A 19,072-nucleotide genomic window follows, 5' to 3' on the forward strand; every position below is an offset into this window, starting at 1 on the left:
ACGGGTCGGTCTTAAGGAAGCCATCAAAAAACGGATCAACCTCCTCTCCGGGGGTCAGCAACAGCGAGTGGCCATCGCTCGAGCACTGCTCAATTCTCCGCAACTCATCTTAGCTGACGAACCCACCGGAGCTCTGGATACCAAAACTGGGGAACAAGTCCTTGAACTCCTTGCCGAAATCCGGCATGAATCAAACATGACCATGGTCATGGTAACCCACAACCGGGACGTGGCCCTCCAAGCTGACCGGGTCATTGAGCTCATTGACGGAAAGCTCTGCAAAGAGGTCTATCCCAAAACAATCGGGCTTAAGGAAGCCACTGAAATTTTGGAGTCCCATGCCTGCAACCTCGAAGACCTAGAGCATTCATCCTGATTACGCTTCGAAGAGGGATACTATGGAAAAGATCGAAATGCTCAAAGAACGGTTCTCTCAAGAACCATACGCAAGGCTCTTTGGTTTTGAACTGGAAGAGTTAGCTGAGGGGTACGCTCGAATCAAAATGGAACTCAAACCAGATTTACACAACATCTTCCAACTCACTCATGGCGGGGCGATTTTCTCCCTCATTGACGAAGCCTTCGAAATGGCATGCAATTCACATCTTGAAGACGCGGTGGCGATGAGCATCACTGTCCATTACATTCGACCCGCCCAGGGGCGATTCCTCACCGCTTTCTGCCGGGAAGTGGCACTCACCCGAAAAACTGGCATCTACGACATTGAAGTACACAATGAAGACGGAGAGCTGATTGCTTTGGCCCGCGCTATTTCCTATCGGAAGTAGAAGACGGGGCCTGGCCCCGTCTTCTATCCTTCTCGTTCCCCCATGACTTTATCCAGAATCATCAACCCATTTCCGCTTTCACCAACCAGCTTGAGCTTAGCCAAAATCTCAACGGCATTTTTCTCCTCTTCCACCTGCTCGTCGATAAACCACTGAAGATGAACCTGCAATGGATAATCGTTTTCCACTTTGGCCATCTCATAGAGCGCATTGATGAGTCCAGTAACCTTTTGCTCATGCTTATAGACCGCCTCAAACATCTCCTGAAGGGACTTGTACTCTACTGGTGGCTTATCAATAGCCTCCAACACCACTCTTCCGCCCCGGTCATTGACAAAATCATAGAGTTTCATGGCATGCCCCAGTTCTTCTTTAGCCTGGACCTTCAGCCAGTGGGCAAAACCACCCAGGTTCATCGATTCGCACTGAGCAGCCATGGCTAAATACAGATATCCAGAATAGAGTTCATTTTTAATCTGCTCATTCACTGCCTGTTCCAGCTTCTGACTTAACATCGCAACTCCTCCTTTTCCTTCTTTTCGTTATTCCTATTATAAACCACGTATCAACTGGCCAAATTCCCGACCTAATTCCACCGCCCGATGAAAGTCTTCTGGTTTTCCACTACCCTGAAACTCAAAGGATTGCACGACTTCCCAATTCAGCTGACTGGCAAACTTCTCAAATTCTCTTTTAGCTCCACCAGACCAGCCAAAACTCCCGAAATAGAGCGCCTTTTTGTGTTTTATGCTCTTTCGCTCAGCAAGATCCAGCAAATGGACTATATAAGGGAAAAGACCATTCTCATAAGTGGGTGCACCAACCACCACCCCCCTGCGCACTAAGAGTGACGGCAGGATATAACTCACATGGTGCCTCCGCACATCAAAGATTTCCACCCTTACGCCACTTTCAGCAATCCCCTGGGCAAGTGCATCCATCATGGCTTCGGTATTTCCATACATCGAGCCATACACCAGCGTTACTTCTTTTTCTCCACCACTCTCAGCGTAGGTCGCCCAGCGACGATAGAGCTCCACAATGAGGCTCGGTTGCTTGCGCCAGATAAGCCCATGGGAAGGAGCAATAATTGAAACTGGCAAACTGGAAAGCTTTTCAATGGCCCGGAGCACCATAGTGCTGAATTTTGCCACGATGTTGGCATAGTAGCGAAGGGACTCTTGCTGATAGAAATCAAAGTCACCACATTCGTCATCGAAAATAGCACCCTGCAGCGCCCCGTATCCTCCAAAAGCATCACAGGAAAAGAGGACCTGTGAACTTTTCTCATAGGTCATCATGGTCTCTGGCCAGTGAACCATGGGGGTCAGAAAAAATTTGAGTGTTTTCTCACCCAGAGGAATTTCCTCACCGTCCTTCACCACCCGGATGCGGTCAGTAATTCCATAAAATGCCGAAACCATCATTTTTGCCTGAGGCGAACAGAGCAACGTTGCCCGTGGAGCCATCTTCCATAATACCTTGAGAATCCCGGTGTGGTCAGGTTCAAGATGGTTCAGGATGATATAGTCAATTTGAGAAATTTCCAAAGACTCCTCAACTCGCCTCAAGTATTCGTCCACCTTAAGGGATTTGGCAAGGTCAACAATGGCCTTTTTTTCATCCATGACCAGATACGAATTGTACGAAACTCCTTCCTGGGTAATCGGCCACAGACCCTCAAAAAGGTCGGTAGTATGATCATTCACTCCTATCCAGTGTATCCCAGAGTGTATCGCTACTGAAGGCATAAAAACACCTCCATTCTGAGTTTACCTTCATTATACTCCAGGAAAGACCCTTTTCTCGTTTTCTATACGCTGAAACGAGTCCGAATTTCGTTTTGCTCTTCCAGAGAAACCAGACGTTCTAGGAGAAAAGCAATCACCAGAACTCCCCCAAAAGACATTCCATATCGAGTGAGTGCAAAACGTACCCCCAGACTTTGAGCCTCAAAAAGGAGCATGGGAATTTTCATCGTCGACCATGCCCCAAGAAAGACCCACACATTCCGCAGACTCACCCCTTTTTTGAGTAAAACCTCAGCCACGGGAAACGCTGCATAGAGGGGACCAGCAGCAAAGGCTCCGAGGGCAACGGCGATTCCAATACCCAACCATCCTGATGCGTCACCCAATTTTTTGATCACCTTTTCCTTAGGGACCCAAACATCAAAAAGGCCCGTTAAAACAAAAATCGGAGGAATCACACCAAGCATAAAAAGGGTATTTTGAAACGCCACGGCAAAGATTTTTCTTCCCCAGGATGGCATATAGACGGTAATCCCAAGACACACCGCCAGAACCACCAGAAAACCATAATACGAGTTCAAACCCTTCCTTTTCATCTTGCCTTATCACCTCACGAACAGGTAAACACTGTACCCAATGACGAAGGAATAGAAGTAGGCCAGCAGATTTCTCCATAAGGTAGCATGAAAACGGAAGTACTGTGACTCCAGAGGTGCCGTTACCACTCCGACCATCATCAATGTAGAAATGAAAACCGCCATTTGGGCAATCCCGGCACCATTCTCTAGGAGCACCTTGGCCAGCGGAAAAGCCACAAAACCGGGAATAAGGGTAACCGAACCAACCATTGAAGCAATGAAATACCCTACAAAACCACTTTTCTCTCCTATGTAGGTAACAATAGTTTCTTTCGGTAAAAAAACCACCAAACATGAAATGAGCAATATCATCACGGCAAAGGGAGGAAGGATAAAAAGAAAACTCCGATAAGCTCGCCACAGAGCCTGAACGGCCTTCTTTTTATCCTTTACCAAAGACACCAAAAGCCAGGTCAGAGCAAGACCATAAAAAATTGGTACTGAAGGGTCTTTCACGGTGTTTTCCCCCTTTTTTCAGAAAGCAGTTCCTCATATTTTCTGAGGAAGGCCTCAAATCGTTTTAGCTGGCTTTGAATATGGACAACCCAGGACCGGAGCGCAGCGTGTCCTTTTTCGGTGATGTAGTACACCCGTTTTGCCGGCCCAGAACTGCCCATGGTCCATTCCGAACGCACCAGACCTTCCTCTTCCATCCTACGCAAACTCCGGTACACCAATCCCCCGTCACACATTTCATTCTGAAACCAGGTTTTGCGAATCTCCTCCAGAAGCTCATATCCATGAGATGGTTCATGGGCTAAAAGAAGAAGGAGACAGGGCCGAAAGAAACGTTCAATTTTAAAACCTGGGCAACCATTGGAGACTCTTCTTTTCTTTTTCATCATTTATATGAAAAAAACATATAGAGATAATTAAATTATATAGAAACAGGAATACTCTGTCAATCAACCCCAGCAAGAAAATGGGCAACCTATTTGAACCTGGAAGAAGGTGAGGTAGAATCGGGCTTTTCCCTCTGCACCAGGGGACAGGAGTGGCAACCTCCAGCATCGAAAAATTCAACAATCTGGTAGTCAGGAGCAAAAGAACGGTCAATCCAACGGATGAAAAAGAAAAAAGTCATCACACTCCCTATTACCCCTAAGGTAAGGATGAGAGGGGAACGCACAAACAGGTGCAGTACCAGATACGTAACCAAAACTCCGACCACAGGAAAAAGGTACACCAGAAAAGCCGTGGCAAGGGCTGTGGAATCCTGAAGTTCAACCAGAACCTCGTCACCCTTCGAAGCACCAATGCAATTGCGAGCATTAACCACGTAAAAATCACTTTGCGAATCATCGATCCAAGAAGTGTTGAACGGACAGCCCTCTTCCCCGCAGGAAACACCTTTTTCCATTTTCACCTGAGCGTACATTCCGCAAACGTCAATTACGGTCCCCCGACGACGCATCGCATGCTCTCCGCCAGAACCTTATCGTTTCAGAAGAAGAACTACACTTCCCACAATCAAAATGAGTGGAAAAAGAATCTGTCCCGGATGGGGAATAAAACGGATAAAGAAGTGAGAAAAGGTTTGGGAAAGCCAGAGAATACCAATTACAAGAAGAATCCAGGCCAGAATCTGGCGATTATTTTTCTTCTCCTCGTCTTGGCTATTACGACTTCCTTCAGGAAGCTCAACCTCCTCTTCTTTGGGTTTCTCTGGAACCACAATCCAGGCGATAAGATATGCCACAATTGCACTTCCGGCAAGAAGAATGAATAACACCGCGATCAACCGAACAATGGTTGGGTCCGTTTCCAGGTACTCAGCAATCCCCCCACACACACCTCCCAGAACTCGCTCTTTCCGAGAACGGTACAATCTCTTCATGATTCCCACTCGCTTTCAAAAAGTCATCATGTATAATTTTATAATACACGGAAAACAAAACCCAGGATAGAGGAATGAGCACGCTTTTTCAAGAATTAGACACGGTCATTCCACATTATCTCTTTGGGCGTCGTACGCCTGCTCAGGAAGAAATCAGGCGTGCTATTGTTTCTGCCTCGAGCCTCTTTACCTTTGGTGAAGAAGAAAGGCCCGTTCGCTATTTCGCGCAAAAAGAAGTTTTAAAAGGATATCTCCTCTATTTCCTTCCGGTCAGTCTCCATAAGATGTATTTCACTCTGAAAGAAACATTCAGACATCCAGCTCTCAGAACAACTACAGGAAGCCTAAGGATTCTTGATATCGGTTGTGGGATAACACCGTCCATTATAGCACTTCTTGAACTCTATAAGCAGGAGAACCTTCCCCCTATCCATTTCGAGTATACTGGAGTCGACGTGGACCCTCACGCCCTGAGGGTGGCCTGCGAACTCATGACAATGCTGGTTCCTTCCCACTACCAGATTAGTTACCAGTTTCTCAAAATGGATTTGCGCAAAGCAGGAAGTTTTACTGAGCTCAAAAACCTCCATCCTCACCTTCTTTTGATGTCAAACTCCTTGGGAGAACTTGTCTCCCAAGGAGTCCCTTTAATGGACCTTTCAAAAAAACTTGGTGCCTTCATTTTGGAAGACCACCTCACAGCAATCTTCATCGAACCAGGAACCAAAAATGCTTCCCAACGGCTCCATTTCGTGCGGGATTTCTTAATTCAGCAATACCGAATCACACCGTACAGCCCTTGCCCTCACTCCTTGCCCTGCCCCGCCTTAAGACAAAAAAACTGGTGCTATGAAGAATGGCGTTGGAGAAGTCCCAATTATCTCCGCTTCTTAGAACCCGTGGGGCTCCAGACTCGTCATCTTAAGTTGAGCTACGCCATTTTTACCCCACAGAATCACCATCTTACCGAAACATTTCCCCCCTGCGAGGGACCAGTCATCAAGTGCACTAGCCACCTCATCAAAGAAAAAAGCAAATCCCGGCTTTGGGGATGCATGGGGGGAGAACTCAAAGACATCGAAAAGCTCGAGCGAGACTACGTCCCAAACGATCCCTGGCTCACCATAAGAAAGGGAACCTATTTTTCCACAAGTTCACTCATCACGCTATCAGGAAAGCACCGTCTCCCCAAAGAGGCCCAAATCACCATCCTCTACCAACCCCCTGAAGGTTAATAGACAACGGCACGGACAAATTCTTCCGGTTCAAAGGGAACGAGATCCTCGATACCCTCTCCCACTCCCACATACTTCACCGGCAACCCAAATTCCCTGACCACTCGAAAGATAATGCCCCCTTTGGCCTGACTGTCCCACTTGGTGAGGACGATTCCCGTAAGATCAGCCACCCGGGCAATTGACTCCACCTGGGAGAAGGCATTCTGTCCCGTCAAGGCGTCGATAACCAGAAGGCTCTCAAACTGTGAAGGCTCCACCAGTTTTTTCGTCACCCTCACCACTTTTTCCAGTTCAGCCAGGAGGTTTTTGTTGACGTGAGAACGCCCGGCGGTGTCTACGATAACCACAGAATGACCATTATTCAAGGCCGAACTGATACTGTCAAATACCACTGCCCCGGGATCAGCACCTATAGAACCACGAAAATAGCGACAATTTACCCTCTGGGCCCAGACTTCGAGTTGCTCCGATGCCGCAGCCCGAAAGGTATCTGCCCCAACCAAAAGGACGCGCTCACCCTGGGTTTGCAAACGATAAGCCATCTTTCCTGCTGTGGTGGTTTTTCCAACTCCGTTGATGCCACTCAAGAGAACAACTCGCAGGCGTTCCAAAGAAGCATTCGGAAAAAGGCGGGTTTCATGACCTTTCAAAAAGGAAAGCAATTTGGCATAAAGCCAACTTTGCCAATCTCCACCACCCTGAGAAGCCTCTCGCAGGGAGCGAAATTCTTCCACCAACTCGATCGCCATACCTGGTCCAATATCAGCCTGAATGAGCATCGCTTCTAATTCTTCCCACTCTTCTTCTTTGACTTCTTTCCGGGACCAGAGCCGAGAAAAGCGCTCTTTGACCTCTTCTTTCATCATTCCAATATTTTGTAACCATTTCTTAAAAAACGCCCCACTCATATCCTTCCTCCTTAAGACACAGAAAAGCTGTGGCGTGCCGGTTCAAAAGAAACAATCTGAGAAACACCAGGTTCATTCATGGTCACTCCCACAATCCGGTGCGCCTTTTCCATCACCTCTTCCTGATGTGTGACCACGATAACCTGTCGAGAACGCGCAAACTCGGAAAGCACCGTGGCAAAAAGGGTGCTGTTTGTATGGTCCAAATTGGCATCCACTTCATCTAAGAAACAAAAAGGGAAGCGACCAGCTTCAAAAATGGCAAAAAGCAAGCACAAGGCGGTAATCGCCTTTTCTCCGCTTGACAGAAGCAAAAGCGGTTGCCTTTTCTTACCAGGGATTTTAACCTCGATATCGATACCATGAGGCTCTTCCAGAAAATACACTTCCCCACCCTGAAATATCTTCTTGAAGTACCGTTCGAAGGCCGCTTTCACCTCCTGGAGAAATCCTCTAAACTGCCTCGTTCCTTCGCGTTCCAGACGAGAACAACCGTCTTCGACCTGATGGAAAATCTGCAGAATTTCCTGGTCTTGCTTTTGCAACGCATGGTAGTGTTGTTGCAAATCTCGCAGCTCCTCAATCGCCCCTCGGCGTATTTTTTGTGACTTCAACCAGGCGGTCCTCTCCTGGACGAAATCCTCGACCTCTTTGAGTTCCCAAAAACTGAAGTGATCCCCTAAAGCCACGTCCTCCAGTTCTCCAAGCTCCTGCTCCAAAATTCCCCTTTCTAAAGACAACTTTTCCTCCTGCAACCGCAATCGTTCTATCTTCTGGATAAGCCCTTCTCTCTGCCTTTCCAGTTCCCGGATTCGGTCCTCCTTTTTTTGAATGACCATATTCTGAGCGTACTCAGAGCGTTTTCCTTCTCCAAGACGCACCGCCTTCTCGAACAGAAAAGCCTGATGTTCCTGAAACTTAGGGAGTAAAGCCTGCAAACGCTTTTCCAAAAGAAGAACAGTCTTTTTTTCTTCCTCAAAAAAGCCCCTAACCTCAGCAAATTTATCTCTCAAAACTCGAACTTCCCAGCGCAGTTTTTCCCGTTCGCTTTCAATTTTTCTTTTCATGACAAGCATCTCTTGAACCTTTTTCAGGCTCAATTCCAATCGTTTTAGCGATTGCTCAACTTCTGCTTTTTTCCCCCTTAAGCCCTTTAAAACCTTCAAGAGTTCTCCTTTCTCTTCCCAGATTCGTTCTTCTTCCTTTTTTTTACCCTCAATCTCCAGAATAACCTCCTGATACTCCTTCTGGATTTGCTTTATCCTTTTCCTAGCGTGTTCAAGTTCAAATTGAGCTTCCCAGTGTTTTTTTTCCATCATCTGGAGTTCTCTTTCCAGGTTTTGAAGACGCTGCGTTGCCGATTGAACGGCCATCTCAAATTGCTTTTTCCTCTCTTGCAAACTCTTCAAAAAACGAGACCCCCGTAAAGACGAAACCGCTTTAAAAGGAAAAATCAGAATCCCCCCCTGAAGCAAAAGGCAACTACCGTCAGAAGAAATCAAATGTGATGAGAGCGAAACATTCTGGCGAAGCAAAGCCTGAATTTCCCCCATCGAACATGAAGACCAGGAAGAAGACAGAGGAACCACCATCCGACCCAGATTATCTTCCGCCATTTTTTTGAGCTCCACGGTTTCCCTTTCGTACCACCCTTTACCCTGCAAAAACCAGGAAAGCGCATAAACTGCACGCTGAGACCAGCCAGCATGCGTAAATTGCTGCACCAATTTCTCCACTTCGGGAGCACAGTGACCTTCCTGAATCTGGGCTAATTTTCCAGAAATCTTTTGAAGAATGACATTCTTTTTACGGATACGCTCTTGAAGCGTCTGGATTTCTTCAACAACGGTCTTTTTCTTCCCCTCCAAAGCGCAAAGAAGCGCTTCCTTTTTCGCACATTCTGCGGAGAGCTCCTGTATTTCCTCTTCCATACGCTTTCTCTTTTTTTCATCCTGCCGACATTCCTCGGCTATCCGAGCCAATGCGGTTTCTCTTTGTACAAGTCCTCTTTCCAGGCCAATCCGTTCCTCCTCAATCTGAGCACGTTCCTGAATCTTTCCCTTTTGGAAGTGAAGCAATACTGCCTGCGTTCTTTCGCCACGGAAAGAACAAGCCCACCGCTTGCCTTTCTCGTGCCAATCCTGCACTTGACTTTCAAGCCGCTCAACCTCGTTTTCCAGAGCCCGCAACTTCATTCTATAGAGAAAACTCAACTTCACACTTTCTCTTCCACGCGTCAGGAGATGGTACAGCTCTTCCTCGTCTTTCCTTTTAACCCTTTCCCGTTCTTCTTTTTCCGTTTGCCATTTCCGCAGGGAAGAACGAAGGGATTCCAACTCCTTTCTTTCCAGCATAAGTTCCTCTTGAAGAACTGTAATCTGAGCACACAGCTCAGCGAGTTCCCCCTCCAGTTTTACCCTCTCCTGAGAAACGTTCCTCATCTTCTCTTCCTTCAGCGACCTCATCTGGCAGAGATAAAATTTTCTGGCGGAACGCACTTCCTGCTCCACTCGCAAGTACTCTTCCTCTTCCCGCGCCAGGATCTTCAGACGTTCCATCTGGGACTCGACTTCCCGCAAACGCTCTGCAAATCGTTTTTCCCGTTCCTTGGCTTTCCCCAAACGGGAAAGGAGAATACCCAATTTCATCCGTATCTCAGCGATACCACTCATCTGTTCAAACCATCGCAGACGCTCAGCAGGACTAAGGTCGAATACGGCTCCCAGAGAGCCACCGTTAACCACACCCATGCTCATTCGTTCCAGAGAAAACCCAGTTGCCCGGATTTTCGACTTTAAATCCAGAAGACGCACTTTTTCCCCATTCCACAAATATTCCGACTCTCCAGAAACAAAAACCCTGCGCTCGATCGACCACCACACATCATCCTCTTTTTTGGCCCATTTTGTCTCTACAGAGGCCATACCAAGGGGCTTACAAGAGGAGGAACCATGAAAAATGACTTGGGCAATCCGACTTCCCCTTCCTTCTTGCACTCTTTCTCCCAAAACAAAGCGAAGCGCATCGAGGAGATTGCTTTTCCCAGCACCATTGGGACCCACAATGACGTTAAGGCCGGAAGAAAGCTCAACCACCGTAGGGTGAGCAAAAGACTTAAAACCCTGAAGAACTACGGTTTTCAAATAGCTCATGGGTCAGATATTCTTCGCTGATAATTTTTTCCCAAGCTCGACGAGCTGCTTCCTGTTCCGCTTTCTTCTTGTTTTTCCCCTCCCCCACAGCCAAAACCCGACTTCTTATCTTTACTGCCACCCGATATAGACCACAATCCCAGTTTTCTGCAACCACCTCGTACTCAGGAAGCGAAGCACAGTATTGCAAACACCACCGTTGTAAAAGCCCTTTATAATTGATGGAGAGGAGCGCGTCATCGATACCACCCTCACCCAAAAATATTCTCTCGAGGACTTTTTTGGTGACATCGTAGGAAGAAGAGTCCACAAAGATGGCACCGATAAGGGCTTCAAACGCACTCGAAAGAATAGAATCCTTTGCCCGACCTCCGTTCCGTTCTTCCCCTTTACCCAATTCGATAAACTGATCCAAACGAATTTTCCGTGCTAAATGAGCCAGGCACTCCTCGCTGGCCCACTTCGACTTCATCAGAGATAACCAGCTGCGAGGTTTATCATAATTATGAAAAAGGTAGTCGGCGATAAAAAGCCCGACTACCCTATCTCCCAACCACTCCAGTTTGTCGTTACAGGATCCTTCCTTGCCTTCCAGAGCAGATTTATGACGTAACGCCAAAACTAATAATTCGCTATTTTTAAAACCATACCCAACGATATTCTCGAGCTGGCGAAAATCCCTTTCGGGTAAAACCATCGAAACGCCAAGTCAACCAATCTTGGATTCGATGTACTCCACGGCTTCGCCGACAGTGGTAATCTTTTCAGCGTCTTCGTCGGGAATTTCAATGTCAAACTCTTCTTCAAAAGCCATAATGAGTTCCACGATGTCCAGAGAATCGGCCCCCAGGTCATCAATAAATGAAGCATCTGGCGTGACTTCTTCTTCATCGATTCCCAACTGATCCACAATGATTTCCTTCACTTTAGAGAAAACGTCCATCTCGCACACCCCCTAAGGATATTTTAAATCATTAAGAGACCACCGTTAATGTGAATCGTTTGACCAGTGATATACCCAGCTCCCTTCGAAGCCAAAAAGGAAACCAACTGTGCCACTTCTTCAGGCTCACCCCACCTCTTCATGGGAACCTGATTGAGCCACAACTCTCGGACCTGTTCCGGTAATCTACGGGTCATTTCGGTATCAATAAATCCTGGAGCAATGGCATTCACCGTAATTCCCAGATGAGCGACCTCCCGAGCCAAAGATTTGGTAAATCCCAAAATGGCCGCCTTTGCCGTCGAATAATTCACCTGTCCCATATTCCCCATCACACCAACGACGGAAGAGATATTGATGATCCTCCCGTATCTTTTTTTCATCATGTGACGCAAAGTTTCTTTCGTGCAATTATACGTTCCCTGCACACAAACATCCAGAACCATCCTCCAGTCATCATCTTTCATGCGCACAAATAAGCCGTCTCGCGTGATACCGGCGTTATTAACCAGAATGTCAATTTGTCCCCACTTGGCAACAATATCCTCTACCACCTCTCGAATTTTTTCTCTCTCCACCACTGAAGCAACATAGCCAACGACTTCAATGTTTTCCCCATGCAATGCCTCAATGATTTTTTCCATTTCCTGGGGAGTAACAACATCATTAATCGCCACCCGGACACCACTCCGCCCCAGAGCCCTGGCAATGGCCAGACCAATTCCCCTTGCCGCACCGGTCACCAGAGCAACCTGATTCTCACCAATCATCTACACCAACCGCCTCCCTCAGAAAAGATTGCACGGCCTTTAATGAATTCGTGTTCAAAGCCCGAATCGCAGGATATTCTCGCTCAAAAAGCTTACTCAGCACCACCCCTGGTCCTACTTCCACCACACCTCTCGCGCCACCACGATAGAGAAGGTCCATAATGTCTTTCCACCGTACCGGGGCAGTCATCTGTTGAATCAAAAGACGTTTAATCTCCTCAGGATCTTCCACATAGGAAGCCGTCACGTTGCTGACATAAGGATACCGAGGCTTCTTAAATGGTACCGCTTCCAAAAAAGTCCGAAACTTCTCTGCTGCCTCTTTCATGTAACTTGAATGAAAGGGAGCGCTGACCCGAAGTTCTATCGCTCTTTTCCCTCCACGTTCTTTTACCTGCTTCAGCACCTCTTCCACCATGACTTTAGGTAGCGACAACACCACCTGCTCCGAGGAATTCACATTGGCAATTTCGACCTTCTCCCCCTGGCGGTGAAAGAAAGCCACCATCTCTTCGACCTGCACCATCGGAAGACCCACAATTGCCACCATGGTCCCCGTTCCCTCAGGCACTGCCTCCTGCATGAGTTCTCCCCTTTTCCGTACCAGAAAAATGGCTTCTTCAAAAGTGATACTCTCTGCTGCACAGAGGGCCGAGTATTCACCCAAACTGTGCCCCGCCACCGCAGCCAATGAAACACAAGCCCCCCGACGCTGCAAAAATCGGAAAAGGAGTATGCTAACCGCTAAGATAGCTGGTTGCGCATTAAAAGTCAAGTTTAATTCTTCTTCCGGACCTTCCAAAACGAGCTTTAAAAGATCACACCCACAGATTTGATTAACACGCCCAAAAAGGGCCTCGATTTCCGACCCCAGAAGCTCCTGCCATTCCGCAAGCATCCCGACCCTTTGCGATCCCTGCCCGGGAAAGAGAAAAACCCAGCTCATCATTCTTTCACCAGCGCCTGCAGTGCGGAAATCGTTGCTTTAAATTCAGCCATGATTTCGGTGACGACTTCCCGAACCGGTTTCATCTCCCGAATAAGGCCCGCTATTTGTCCACACATCACCGAGCCTTCTTCCACATCGCCACATACCGCAGCCCTGAGTCTTCCCACTCCCAGCGCCTCAACCTCTTCCTTACACGCACCATGGAATTCGAGCTCCTCAAACTTGCGAGTCAGGCGATTCTTCAAACAACGCACCGGATGGCCGGTAGTGACTCCCGTTACCACCGTGGAGCGATCTCCTGCCTCGAGAACTGCCTCTTTATATGCGGGATGCACGTCACATTCAGGGGTACAAATAAAGCGAGTCCCAATCTGTACTCCCTCTGCTCCAAGGGCAAAACAAGCAGCCATACCTCTCCCATCACCGATACCACCTGCAGCGATGACGGGAATATCCACAGCATCGACCACCTGGGGAATAAGACACATGGTCGTTACCTCGCCCACATGTCCCCCCGATTCCATTCCCTCGGCAATAATTGCCTGAATTCGGTGTCGCAAAAGTCTTTTGGCTAAAGCCACGGAAGCCACAACAGGAATAGTGAGAATACCCAGGGAAGCAAATTCCTCCACCAGCGATCCAGGGTTACCTGCCCCAGTGGTCACTACTGGCACTTTTTCTTCCTTAACCACCTGAATCTGTTCCTCTATAGCTGGGGAAAGAAGCATGAGATTCACCCCAAAAGGTTTTGTGGTGGCTGACTTCACGAGACGAATCTCTTCCCGCAGTTGCTTTCCATCCATGCCTCCCGCACCGATAATTCCCAAACCTCCAGCCTCGGAAACTGCGGTCACAAGGGGCGCTGTGGCCACCCATGCCATCCCCCCCTGCAAAATGGGGTAGGTGATACCTAAAAGTCGGGTAAGTCGATTCTCCATCCTTACACCTCGTTATTTCTCGAAACCCAATTTTGAAAGACGTTCTTTGATTTTATGCAGTATTCCTTTTTCTACCAGTTCACGCGCCCGGAAGATTGCACTTCGTATATCCCGCGCTTTTGATTTTCCATGACAAACCAAACAAACACCCTCCACACCAAGGAGTGGTGCACCTCCATATTCACTCCGATCCAGCTTTCGCCAGAACATACTGAGCCTCTCTTGGAGATGCGGTTCCTGAAATTCCCGACCGAGGGAAGAAGCAATAAACTCAATCAATCCTTCCCCAAATTTCAGCAGGGCGTTACCGGTAAATCCATCACACACCACCACATCGGCCTTTCCATCCACAATATTTTGCCCTTCAACATTACCCACAAATTCAAAGTTTAAAAGATTCTGTCTCTCTCGAAAGAGCTGGTACGCAGCCTTGGTTAATTCGTTTCCTTTCCCTTCTTCTTCTCCGATGCTTAAAATCCCCACCCGGGGGGAGAGAATATCCAAAACAATCTTGGCATATTCCGCCCCCATAATCCCAAAATGGAGGATGTGTTTTGGCTTACAGTCAACATTGGCACCGACATCCAGAAGAACGGTATACGATTTAACGTTGGGAATGAGCGCAGTAATCGCCGGCCTTTCAATCTCAGCAAGCCCTTTCAAGTTCAACCAGGCCGAAGCCATCACGGCACCACTATTCCCCGCAGAGACGAAGGCGTCAATCTCTTTACGAGCTAAGAGTTTAATACCCCGACAAATCGTCGCATCCGGTTTCCGGCGTACCGCATCAGCTGGATGCTCATGCATTTCGATAACCTGGGAAGCATCCTCAATGGGGAAGTCCTGCTCACGCATCTCCAGCTCTTCGTAAAGCGGAAGCAGTTTTTCCCGCGCACCCACCACCACTAGCACGCAATCGGGGCTCAGAGCGCTCTTTATCCCCTGCAGGATTTCCCGAGGGGCAAAATCCCCACCCCATGCATCCACAGCAATCTTCATCAGTCACCCCCCAACTACTTCTCGACTTTCAAAACCTGTCTTCCCTGATAATACCCGCATTCCGGACAAATCCGGTGAGGCAACTTCGGGAGATGACAATGAGGACATTCAGAAAGGATTGGTGCTTTGATGACCCAGTGGGTTCTTCTTTTATTTCTCCTGCAGCGCGATGTTTTATTGGTAAGATTCGCCATTGTTCGGTACCTCCTTCGCTTCTTCTCAAGCCCGAAAAGATTGTAAGATAGTATAAAATAAATTCCCAGCTATTGCAAATTCTCCCCTACTACGGAGATTTCCAGGTTTTTAAAATCGCCAGCCGGGGGTCAACGTCATCTGCCTCACAGTCACATCGCGTCTGGTTACGGTTTACCCCGCATACCGGACATATTCCCAAACACTCTGGACAGCAAAGGGGTTTCATGGGAAGATTAACCAGAATGAGCTCTTCCAGGTCTTTGGTAATATCCACATAGGTATCGTGCTCACAAAAGTATTTGATTTCGTCGGTCTCTTCTGCTTCGGCCTCCAGGTCAGAAGGACGATTCAGGCGATTCACATTACGCAATTCTAGATTAAAGTCAACGCGCATCGCATAGAGAAAAGGCTCTAAACAACGTGAACAGTCCAAAACCAGGACCGTGGTAAGCGTTCCCTCTACCAGAATCTCTGAGCCACAATTGGTGAGTTGTACCTCAACCGTGATCGGTTGCGCAAAAAGGATTTTTTCTCCTTCCCACCACAATGCTTCAGGGCTCTCCTGAAGGACATCCCTCCACCTATTCCCTACACTTTTTTTCACTTCTCCAAGATAGAGCTGCACCACACTCACCTCTTTTGCTGAACAATCCTCCAGGTATCCCGAGCAATCATCAATTCCTCATTGGTCGGAATGAGCATAATCTGTACTCTGGACTGTTCACTGTGTAAAAAGGCCTCTTTTCTCCGCACCCGATTCCGTTCCTCATCGATCTGAATACCCAGGTGTTCCAGGCCCTTACAGATTGAATACCTGATAAACGATGAATTTTCACCGATTCCCGCGGTAAAAACCAATCCATCCAGACCACCCAGAATGGCGTAATAAGCCCCGATGTATTTCTTGGCCCGGTAGGCGATAATCTCCAGCGTTAAACGGGCCCGGTGGTTGGAAGAAGACGCCGCCTCCTCAATATCTCGTGTGTCGCTGCTCACTCCCGAAACGCCCAGGACACCACTGCGCTTATTCAGAATTTCTTCCACCTGTTTGGCCGAAAGACCTTCCTTTTCCATCAAAAAGAAGATAATAGCTGGGTCAATGTCACCAGAGCGAGTACCCATGACCAGTCCTTCCAGAGGGGTAAAACCCATGGAAGTATCGATTGATTTCCCACCTTTCACCGCAGCAAAACTGACCCCACTCCCCATATGGCAGGTAATGAGCTTTAAATTCTCTAAATTTTTTTCCATCATTTTGGCCGCTCTTTCGGCCACATAGCGGTGCGAAGTGCCGTGAAAACCATACCGTCGTATCCGATACTTCTCATAGTACTCATAAGGAATGGCATAAATGTAAGCCCACTCAGGGATCGTGCTATGAAACGCCGTGTCAAAGACCGCCACTTGGGGAACTCCTGGCATCAAAGCCTGGCAGGCTTCTATTCCCAGAATATTTGGAGGATTATGGAGAGGAGCCAGTTCAGCACACTCTTTGATGGTCCGAAGGACCACTTCGTCAATGAGCACCGAATCAACAAATCGCTCTCCCCCGTGGACCACCCGATGGCCCACCGCCCGAATCTCTGAGACATCCTCCAGGACTCTGGTCTCTCCCTGGGTTAAGACCTTAATAATCCATTCCAGAGCCACACGGTGGTTGGATACCTCCCCTTCTTCAACAAACACTCCTTCCTCAAACTTGTGCTCTAACCGCGAACCGGGAATCCCAATTCGTTCCACCAGCCCCTTGGCCAAAACCTGGCAGGCATCTTCACCATCCATAGTAAAAAGCTGATACTTCACCGTCGAACTTCCACAATTCACCACCAGCACATTCAACGGACTCATCTCCTTCGCGTATGGGTTTCAGTCAACTTAAAACCTGGCTTTGCAAAACGGTCACAGCGATTTGGTCCCGGATATCCTCAGCCTTACATCCCCTTGACAGGTCGTTGACTGGCTTTGCCACCCCCTGCAGAATAGGACCGATTGCCGACCCCTTTCCCAGGCGCTCGGTCAGTTTATAGCAAATATTTCCGGCGTTGAGATCAGGGAAAATGAGTACATTCGCTCTCCCTGCCACCTGACTTCCTGGAGACTTCTTTTGAGCAACCTGCGGCACCAAAGCTGCGTCACCCTGAAGTTCCCCATCCAGAAGAAGTTTAGGATCCAGAGAACGAGCCGTCTCCGTCGCCTGGATCACTTTATCAACCAGTTCGTGTTTCGCACTTCCCTTGGTGGAAAAGGAAAGCATCGCCACCTTCGGTTCAGTTCCAATCAGTGAACGCCAGGTTCTGGCGGTCGTAACGGCAATATGGGCCAATTCCTCAGCATTGGGGTTGGGATTGAGTCCACAATCAGCGTAGAGGAAAACCCCGTTCTCACCATAAGGACAATCTGGAAACACCATCAAAAAACAACTGGAAGCCAGCTTAATTCCAGGGGCAGTTTTGATAATCTGCAACGCCGGCCGGATCACATCCGGAGTGGTCAATACTGCTCCCCCCACCACCCCATCCACGTCGCCGTGGTACAGCATCATACAGGCATAGTACATCGTGTTCTCCCGAAGAACCTCTTCCGCCTGCTCCCTGGTAAGCCCTTTGGAACGCCTCAACGCATACATTGATTCTACATAGTGTTCCCGCTTTGGGTCAGTTAGCGGATTCACCACAACCACACGGCTCAGGTCAACATTCAGGGATTGGGCTCTCTTTCGAACTGTATCCTCATCACCCAGCAAAATCACCGAGGCAATGTGTTCATCGACAGCCATTTGAGCTGCTTTTAAAACCCGTTCATCCCCGCTTTCAGGAAGTACAACCGTTTTGTGTAAAGCCCTCGCCTTTTCCCGTATTTTCTCTAAGATTTCCATACCCTAAAAACCCCTTTCTCTTCTCAATAGGAGTATTAAATTTCTCGCGCAGCTTTTCTTCCACAACCGAAGGCACTAGTTCCCTGACACACCCTTGAAAACGGGCAATTTCTTTGACCACTGTAGAGTTTAAATAGGAGTACTCCGCACTGGTGGGGAGGAATACGGTCTCAATCTCAGGCGCCATCTTCCGGTTTACTAAAGCAATCTGCGTCTCATATTCGTAATCGGAAATCGCTCGCAACCCCCGAACAATCACTCGACACCCTCGCTCTCGGGCAAATTTCACCAGCAGCCCCTCAAAAACCGCGACCTCCACGTTGGAAAAACTTTTAACTGTTTCCCGAATCATGGCTTCCCGCTCTTCAATCGAGAACAGAGGAACTTTCTGGGGATTTCTTAAAATCGCCACAATGAGCTTATCAAAGAGCTTACGCCCTCGTTCAATGACATCAAGATGCCCATTGGTAATGGGGTCGAAACTTCCCGGATAAACGGCCGTAAACATTCCTCTACTCCTTTTCAGACCAGATTTTTTCTGAGATACCCAAAGAATATTATACTCTCTCCGTATTTTCTCAAATCTTCCTTCCAGAAACAAGGACAAACTAAGAAAGGATTCTGATTTTCTGGATATCGAATGATAAGCAACGAGTCCTGAAAAAAACTCTTCAGTTGCACGATCTTCTCAAGCACCCGGGAACAATCAACGGCGAAGGGTGGATCAAAAAAGACCACTTCTGGCTTTTCTAAATACCGGGGAAAATGGGTCAAAAGTAAAAAATCAAGACATAATACTTTGCCTTTGTCTTCAATTCCACAAGCAACGAGATTTTCTTCCAATAGAGCACAGGTCTTACGATGTTTCTCCAGAAAATACACTCGTTTTGCCCCTCGACTCAAAGCCTCAAATCCCAGAATACCACTTCCCGCAAAGATATCGTAAACGGTTTTCTGCGGAATGACTGCGCGCAGAATTTCAAAAATTGACTTCCGGACCGCACCAGGCATGGGCCTCACTCCACTTCCAGACGGAGTGATGATTTTTCTCCCCTTCATGGTTCCACCGAGGATATGGAGATACCCCATTG

Annotated in this window: 23 protein-coding genes and 1 pseudogene; 3 read left to right on the forward strand and 21 right to left on the reverse strand. The window is 48.0% G+C overall.

Going from position 1 to position 19,072, the window contains the following annotated elements; all coding sequences use genetic code 11:
• Both ABDK92_04115 and ABDK92_04120 read left to right on the forward strand, forming a co-directional pair.
• Positions 1-376 (forward strand): ATP-binding cassette domain-containing protein (locus ABDK92_04115; GenBank protein MEN3185807.1); only part of this gene is annotated, 376 nt, incomplete at its 5' end.
• Between the two features lie 22 nt (positions 377-398).
• Positions 399-788, forward strand: a complete 390-nt coding sequence (locus ABDK92_04120) for a PaaI family thioesterase (GenBank protein ID MEN3185808.1) — start codon at positions 399-401, stop codon at positions 786-788.
• Positions 789-811: 23 nt separating this feature from the next.
• On the opposite strand, the gene ABDK92_04125 is transcribed toward ABDK92_04120, so the two are convergent.
• The 7 genes from ABDK92_04125 to ABDK92_04155 all read right to left on the reverse strand — a co-directional run bounded on the left by ABDK92_04125 (position 812) and on the right by ABDK92_04155 (position 5,014).
• Positions 812-1,303, reverse strand: a complete 492-nt coding sequence (locus tag ABDK92_04125; protein MEN3185809.1) for a ferritin — start codon at positions 1,301-1,303, stop codon at positions 812-814.
• A 36-nt stretch (positions 1,304-1,339) separates the two neighbouring features.
• Positions 1,340-2,539: an FprA family A-type flavoprotein gene (locus tag ABDK92_04130; protein ID MEN3185810.1), complete on the reverse strand. Its 1,200-nt coding sequence runs from the start codon at positions 2,537-2,539 to the stop codon at positions 1,340-1,342.
• 62 nt (positions 2,540-2,601) lie between these two features.
• Entirely contained in the window at positions 2,602-3,135 is a 534-nt protein-coding gene (locus tag ABDK92_04135) for a permease (GenBank protein ID MEN3185811.1), read from the reverse strand.
• A 9-nt stretch (positions 3,136-3,144) separates the two neighbouring features.
• Positions 3,145-3,633 carry a permease gene (locus tag ABDK92_04140; protein MEN3185812.1) on the reverse strand — a complete coding sequence of 163 codons (489 nt, stop codon included), beginning with the start codon at positions 3,631-3,633 and terminating at the stop codon, positions 3,145-3,147.
• Entirely contained in the window at positions 3,630-4,022 is a 393-nt protein-coding gene (locus ABDK92_04145) for a PadR family transcriptional regulator (protein ID MEN3185813.1), read from the reverse strand. The genes ABDK92_04140 and ABDK92_04145 overlap by 4 nt, the downstream gene beginning before the upstream one ends.
• A gap of 86 nt (positions 4,023-4,108) precedes the next feature.
• A complete protein-coding gene (locus ABDK92_04150; GenBank protein MEN3185814.1) occupies positions 4,109-4,591 on the reverse strand; it encodes a SoxR reducing system RseC family protein in 483 nt (160 codons plus the stop codon).
• A 21-nt stretch (positions 4,592-4,612) separates the two neighbouring features.
• The gene (locus tag ABDK92_04155; GenBank protein ID MEN3185815.1) at positions 4,613-5,014 is read right to left on the reverse strand and encodes a PspC domain-containing protein; all 402 of its coding nucleotides are present in this window, start codon (positions 5,012-5,014) and stop codon (positions 4,613-4,615) included.
• A 74-nt stretch (positions 5,015-5,088) separates the two neighbouring features.
• On the opposite strand from ABDK92_04155, the gene ABDK92_04160 reads away from it, so the two are divergent.
• Positions 5,089-6,249 (forward strand): small ribosomal subunit Rsm22 family protein, encoded by a 1,161-nt coding sequence (locus tag ABDK92_04160; GenBank protein MEN3185816.1) that lies wholly within the window; start codon positions 5,089-5,091, stop codon positions 6,247-6,249.
• On the opposite strand, the gene ftsY is transcribed toward ABDK92_04160, so the two are convergent.
• The 14 genes and pseudogenes from ftsY to rsmD form a co-directional block, all read right to left on the reverse strand.
• Positions 6,246-7,160, reverse strand: a complete 915-nt coding sequence (gene ftsY, locus ABDK92_04165) for a signal recognition particle-docking protein FtsY (GenBank protein ID MEN3185817.1) — start codon at positions 7,158-7,160, stop codon at positions 6,246-6,248. The two genes, ABDK92_04160 and ftsY, sit on opposite strands and share 4 nt — an antisense overlap.
• A gap of 11 nt (positions 7,161-7,171) precedes the next feature.
• On the reverse strand, positions 7,172-10,312 hold the full coding sequence (locus ABDK92_04170) for an AAA family ATPase (protein ID MEN3185818.1): 3,141 nt from the start codon (positions 10,310-10,312) through the stop codon (positions 7,172-7,174).
• Positions 10,275-11,009, reverse strand: coding sequence for a ribonuclease III (gene rnc / locus ABDK92_04175; GenBank protein ID MEN3185819.1), 735 nt, complete (start codon positions 11,007-11,009; stop codon positions 10,275-10,277). Before rnc ends, ABDK92_04170 begins: the two co-directional genes overlap by 38 nt.
• A gap of 12 nt (positions 11,010-11,021) precedes the next feature.
• A complete protein-coding gene (locus ABDK92_04180) occupies positions 11,022-11,255 on the reverse strand; it encodes an acyl carrier protein (protein ID MEN3185820.1) in 234 nt (77 codons plus the stop codon).
• A gap of 23 nt (positions 11,256-11,278) precedes the next feature.
• Positions 11,279-12,025 carry a 3-oxoacyl-[acyl-carrier-protein] reductase gene (gene fabG / locus ABDK92_04185; GenBank protein MEN3185821.1) on the reverse strand — a complete coding sequence of 249 codons (747 nt, stop codon included), beginning with the start codon at positions 12,023-12,025 and terminating at the stop codon, positions 11,279-11,281.
• Positions 12,015-12,974 (reverse strand): ACP S-malonyltransferase, encoded by a 960-nt coding sequence (gene fabD, locus ABDK92_04190; protein ID MEN3185822.1) that lies wholly within the window; start codon positions 12,972-12,974, stop codon positions 12,015-12,017. The genes fabG and fabD overlap by 11 nt, the downstream gene beginning before the upstream one ends.
• Positions 12,971-13,912, reverse strand: a complete 942-nt coding sequence (locus ABDK92_04195) for a nitronate monooxygenase (protein MEN3185823.1) — start codon at positions 13,910-13,912, stop codon at positions 12,971-12,973. The genes fabD and ABDK92_04195 overlap by 4 nt, the downstream gene beginning before the upstream one ends.
• A gap of 12 nt (positions 13,913-13,924) precedes the next feature.
• Complete coding sequence (gene plsX / locus ABDK92_04200) at positions 13,925-14,911, reverse strand: phosphate acyltransferase PlsX (protein ID MEN3185824.1); 987 nt, start codon at positions 14,909-14,911, stop codon at positions 13,925-13,927.
• A 14-nt stretch (positions 14,912-14,925) separates the two neighbouring features.
• Positions 14,926-15,105 carry a 50S ribosomal protein L32 gene (gene rpmF, locus ABDK92_04205; GenBank protein MEN3185825.1) on the reverse strand — a complete coding sequence of 60 codons (180 nt, stop codon included), beginning with the start codon at positions 15,103-15,105 and terminating at the stop codon, positions 14,926-14,928.
• Between the two features lie 89 nt (positions 15,106-15,194).
• Entirely contained in the window at positions 15,195-15,731 is a 537-nt protein-coding gene (locus tag ABDK92_04210) for a DUF177 domain-containing protein (GenBank protein MEN3185826.1), read from the reverse strand.
• Positions 15,732-15,736: 5 nt separating this feature from the next.
• On the reverse strand, positions 15,737-16,945 hold the full coding sequence (locus ABDK92_04215) for an acetate kinase (protein MEN3185827.1): 1,209 nt from the start codon (positions 16,943-16,945) through the stop codon (positions 15,737-15,739).
• 31 nt (positions 16,946-16,976) lie between these two features.
• Positions 16,977-17,981 (reverse strand): phosphate acetyltransferase, encoded by a 1,005-nt coding sequence (gene pta, locus ABDK92_04220; protein ID MEN3185828.1) that lies wholly within the window; start codon positions 17,979-17,981, stop codon positions 16,977-16,979.
• Between the two features lie 34 nt (positions 17,982-18,015).
• Positions 18,016-18,489, reverse strand: a pseudogene (gene coaD / locus ABDK92_04225) (pantetheine-phosphate adenylyltransferase).
• 14 nt (positions 18,490-18,503) lie between these two features.
• On the reverse strand, positions 18,504-19,070 hold the full coding sequence (gene rsmD / locus ABDK92_04230; GenBank protein MEN3185829.1) for a 16S rRNA (guanine(966)-N(2))-methyltransferase RsmD: 567 nt from the start codon (positions 19,068-19,070) through the stop codon (positions 18,504-18,506).
• Between the last annotated feature and the right edge of the window lie 2 nt (positions 19,071-19,072).

Source organism: Atribacterota bacterium (assembly GCA_039638595.1).
Taxonomy (GTDB): Bacteria; Atribacterota; Atribacteria; order Atribacterales; family Caldatribacteriaceae; genus Profundicultor; species Profundicultor thermophilus.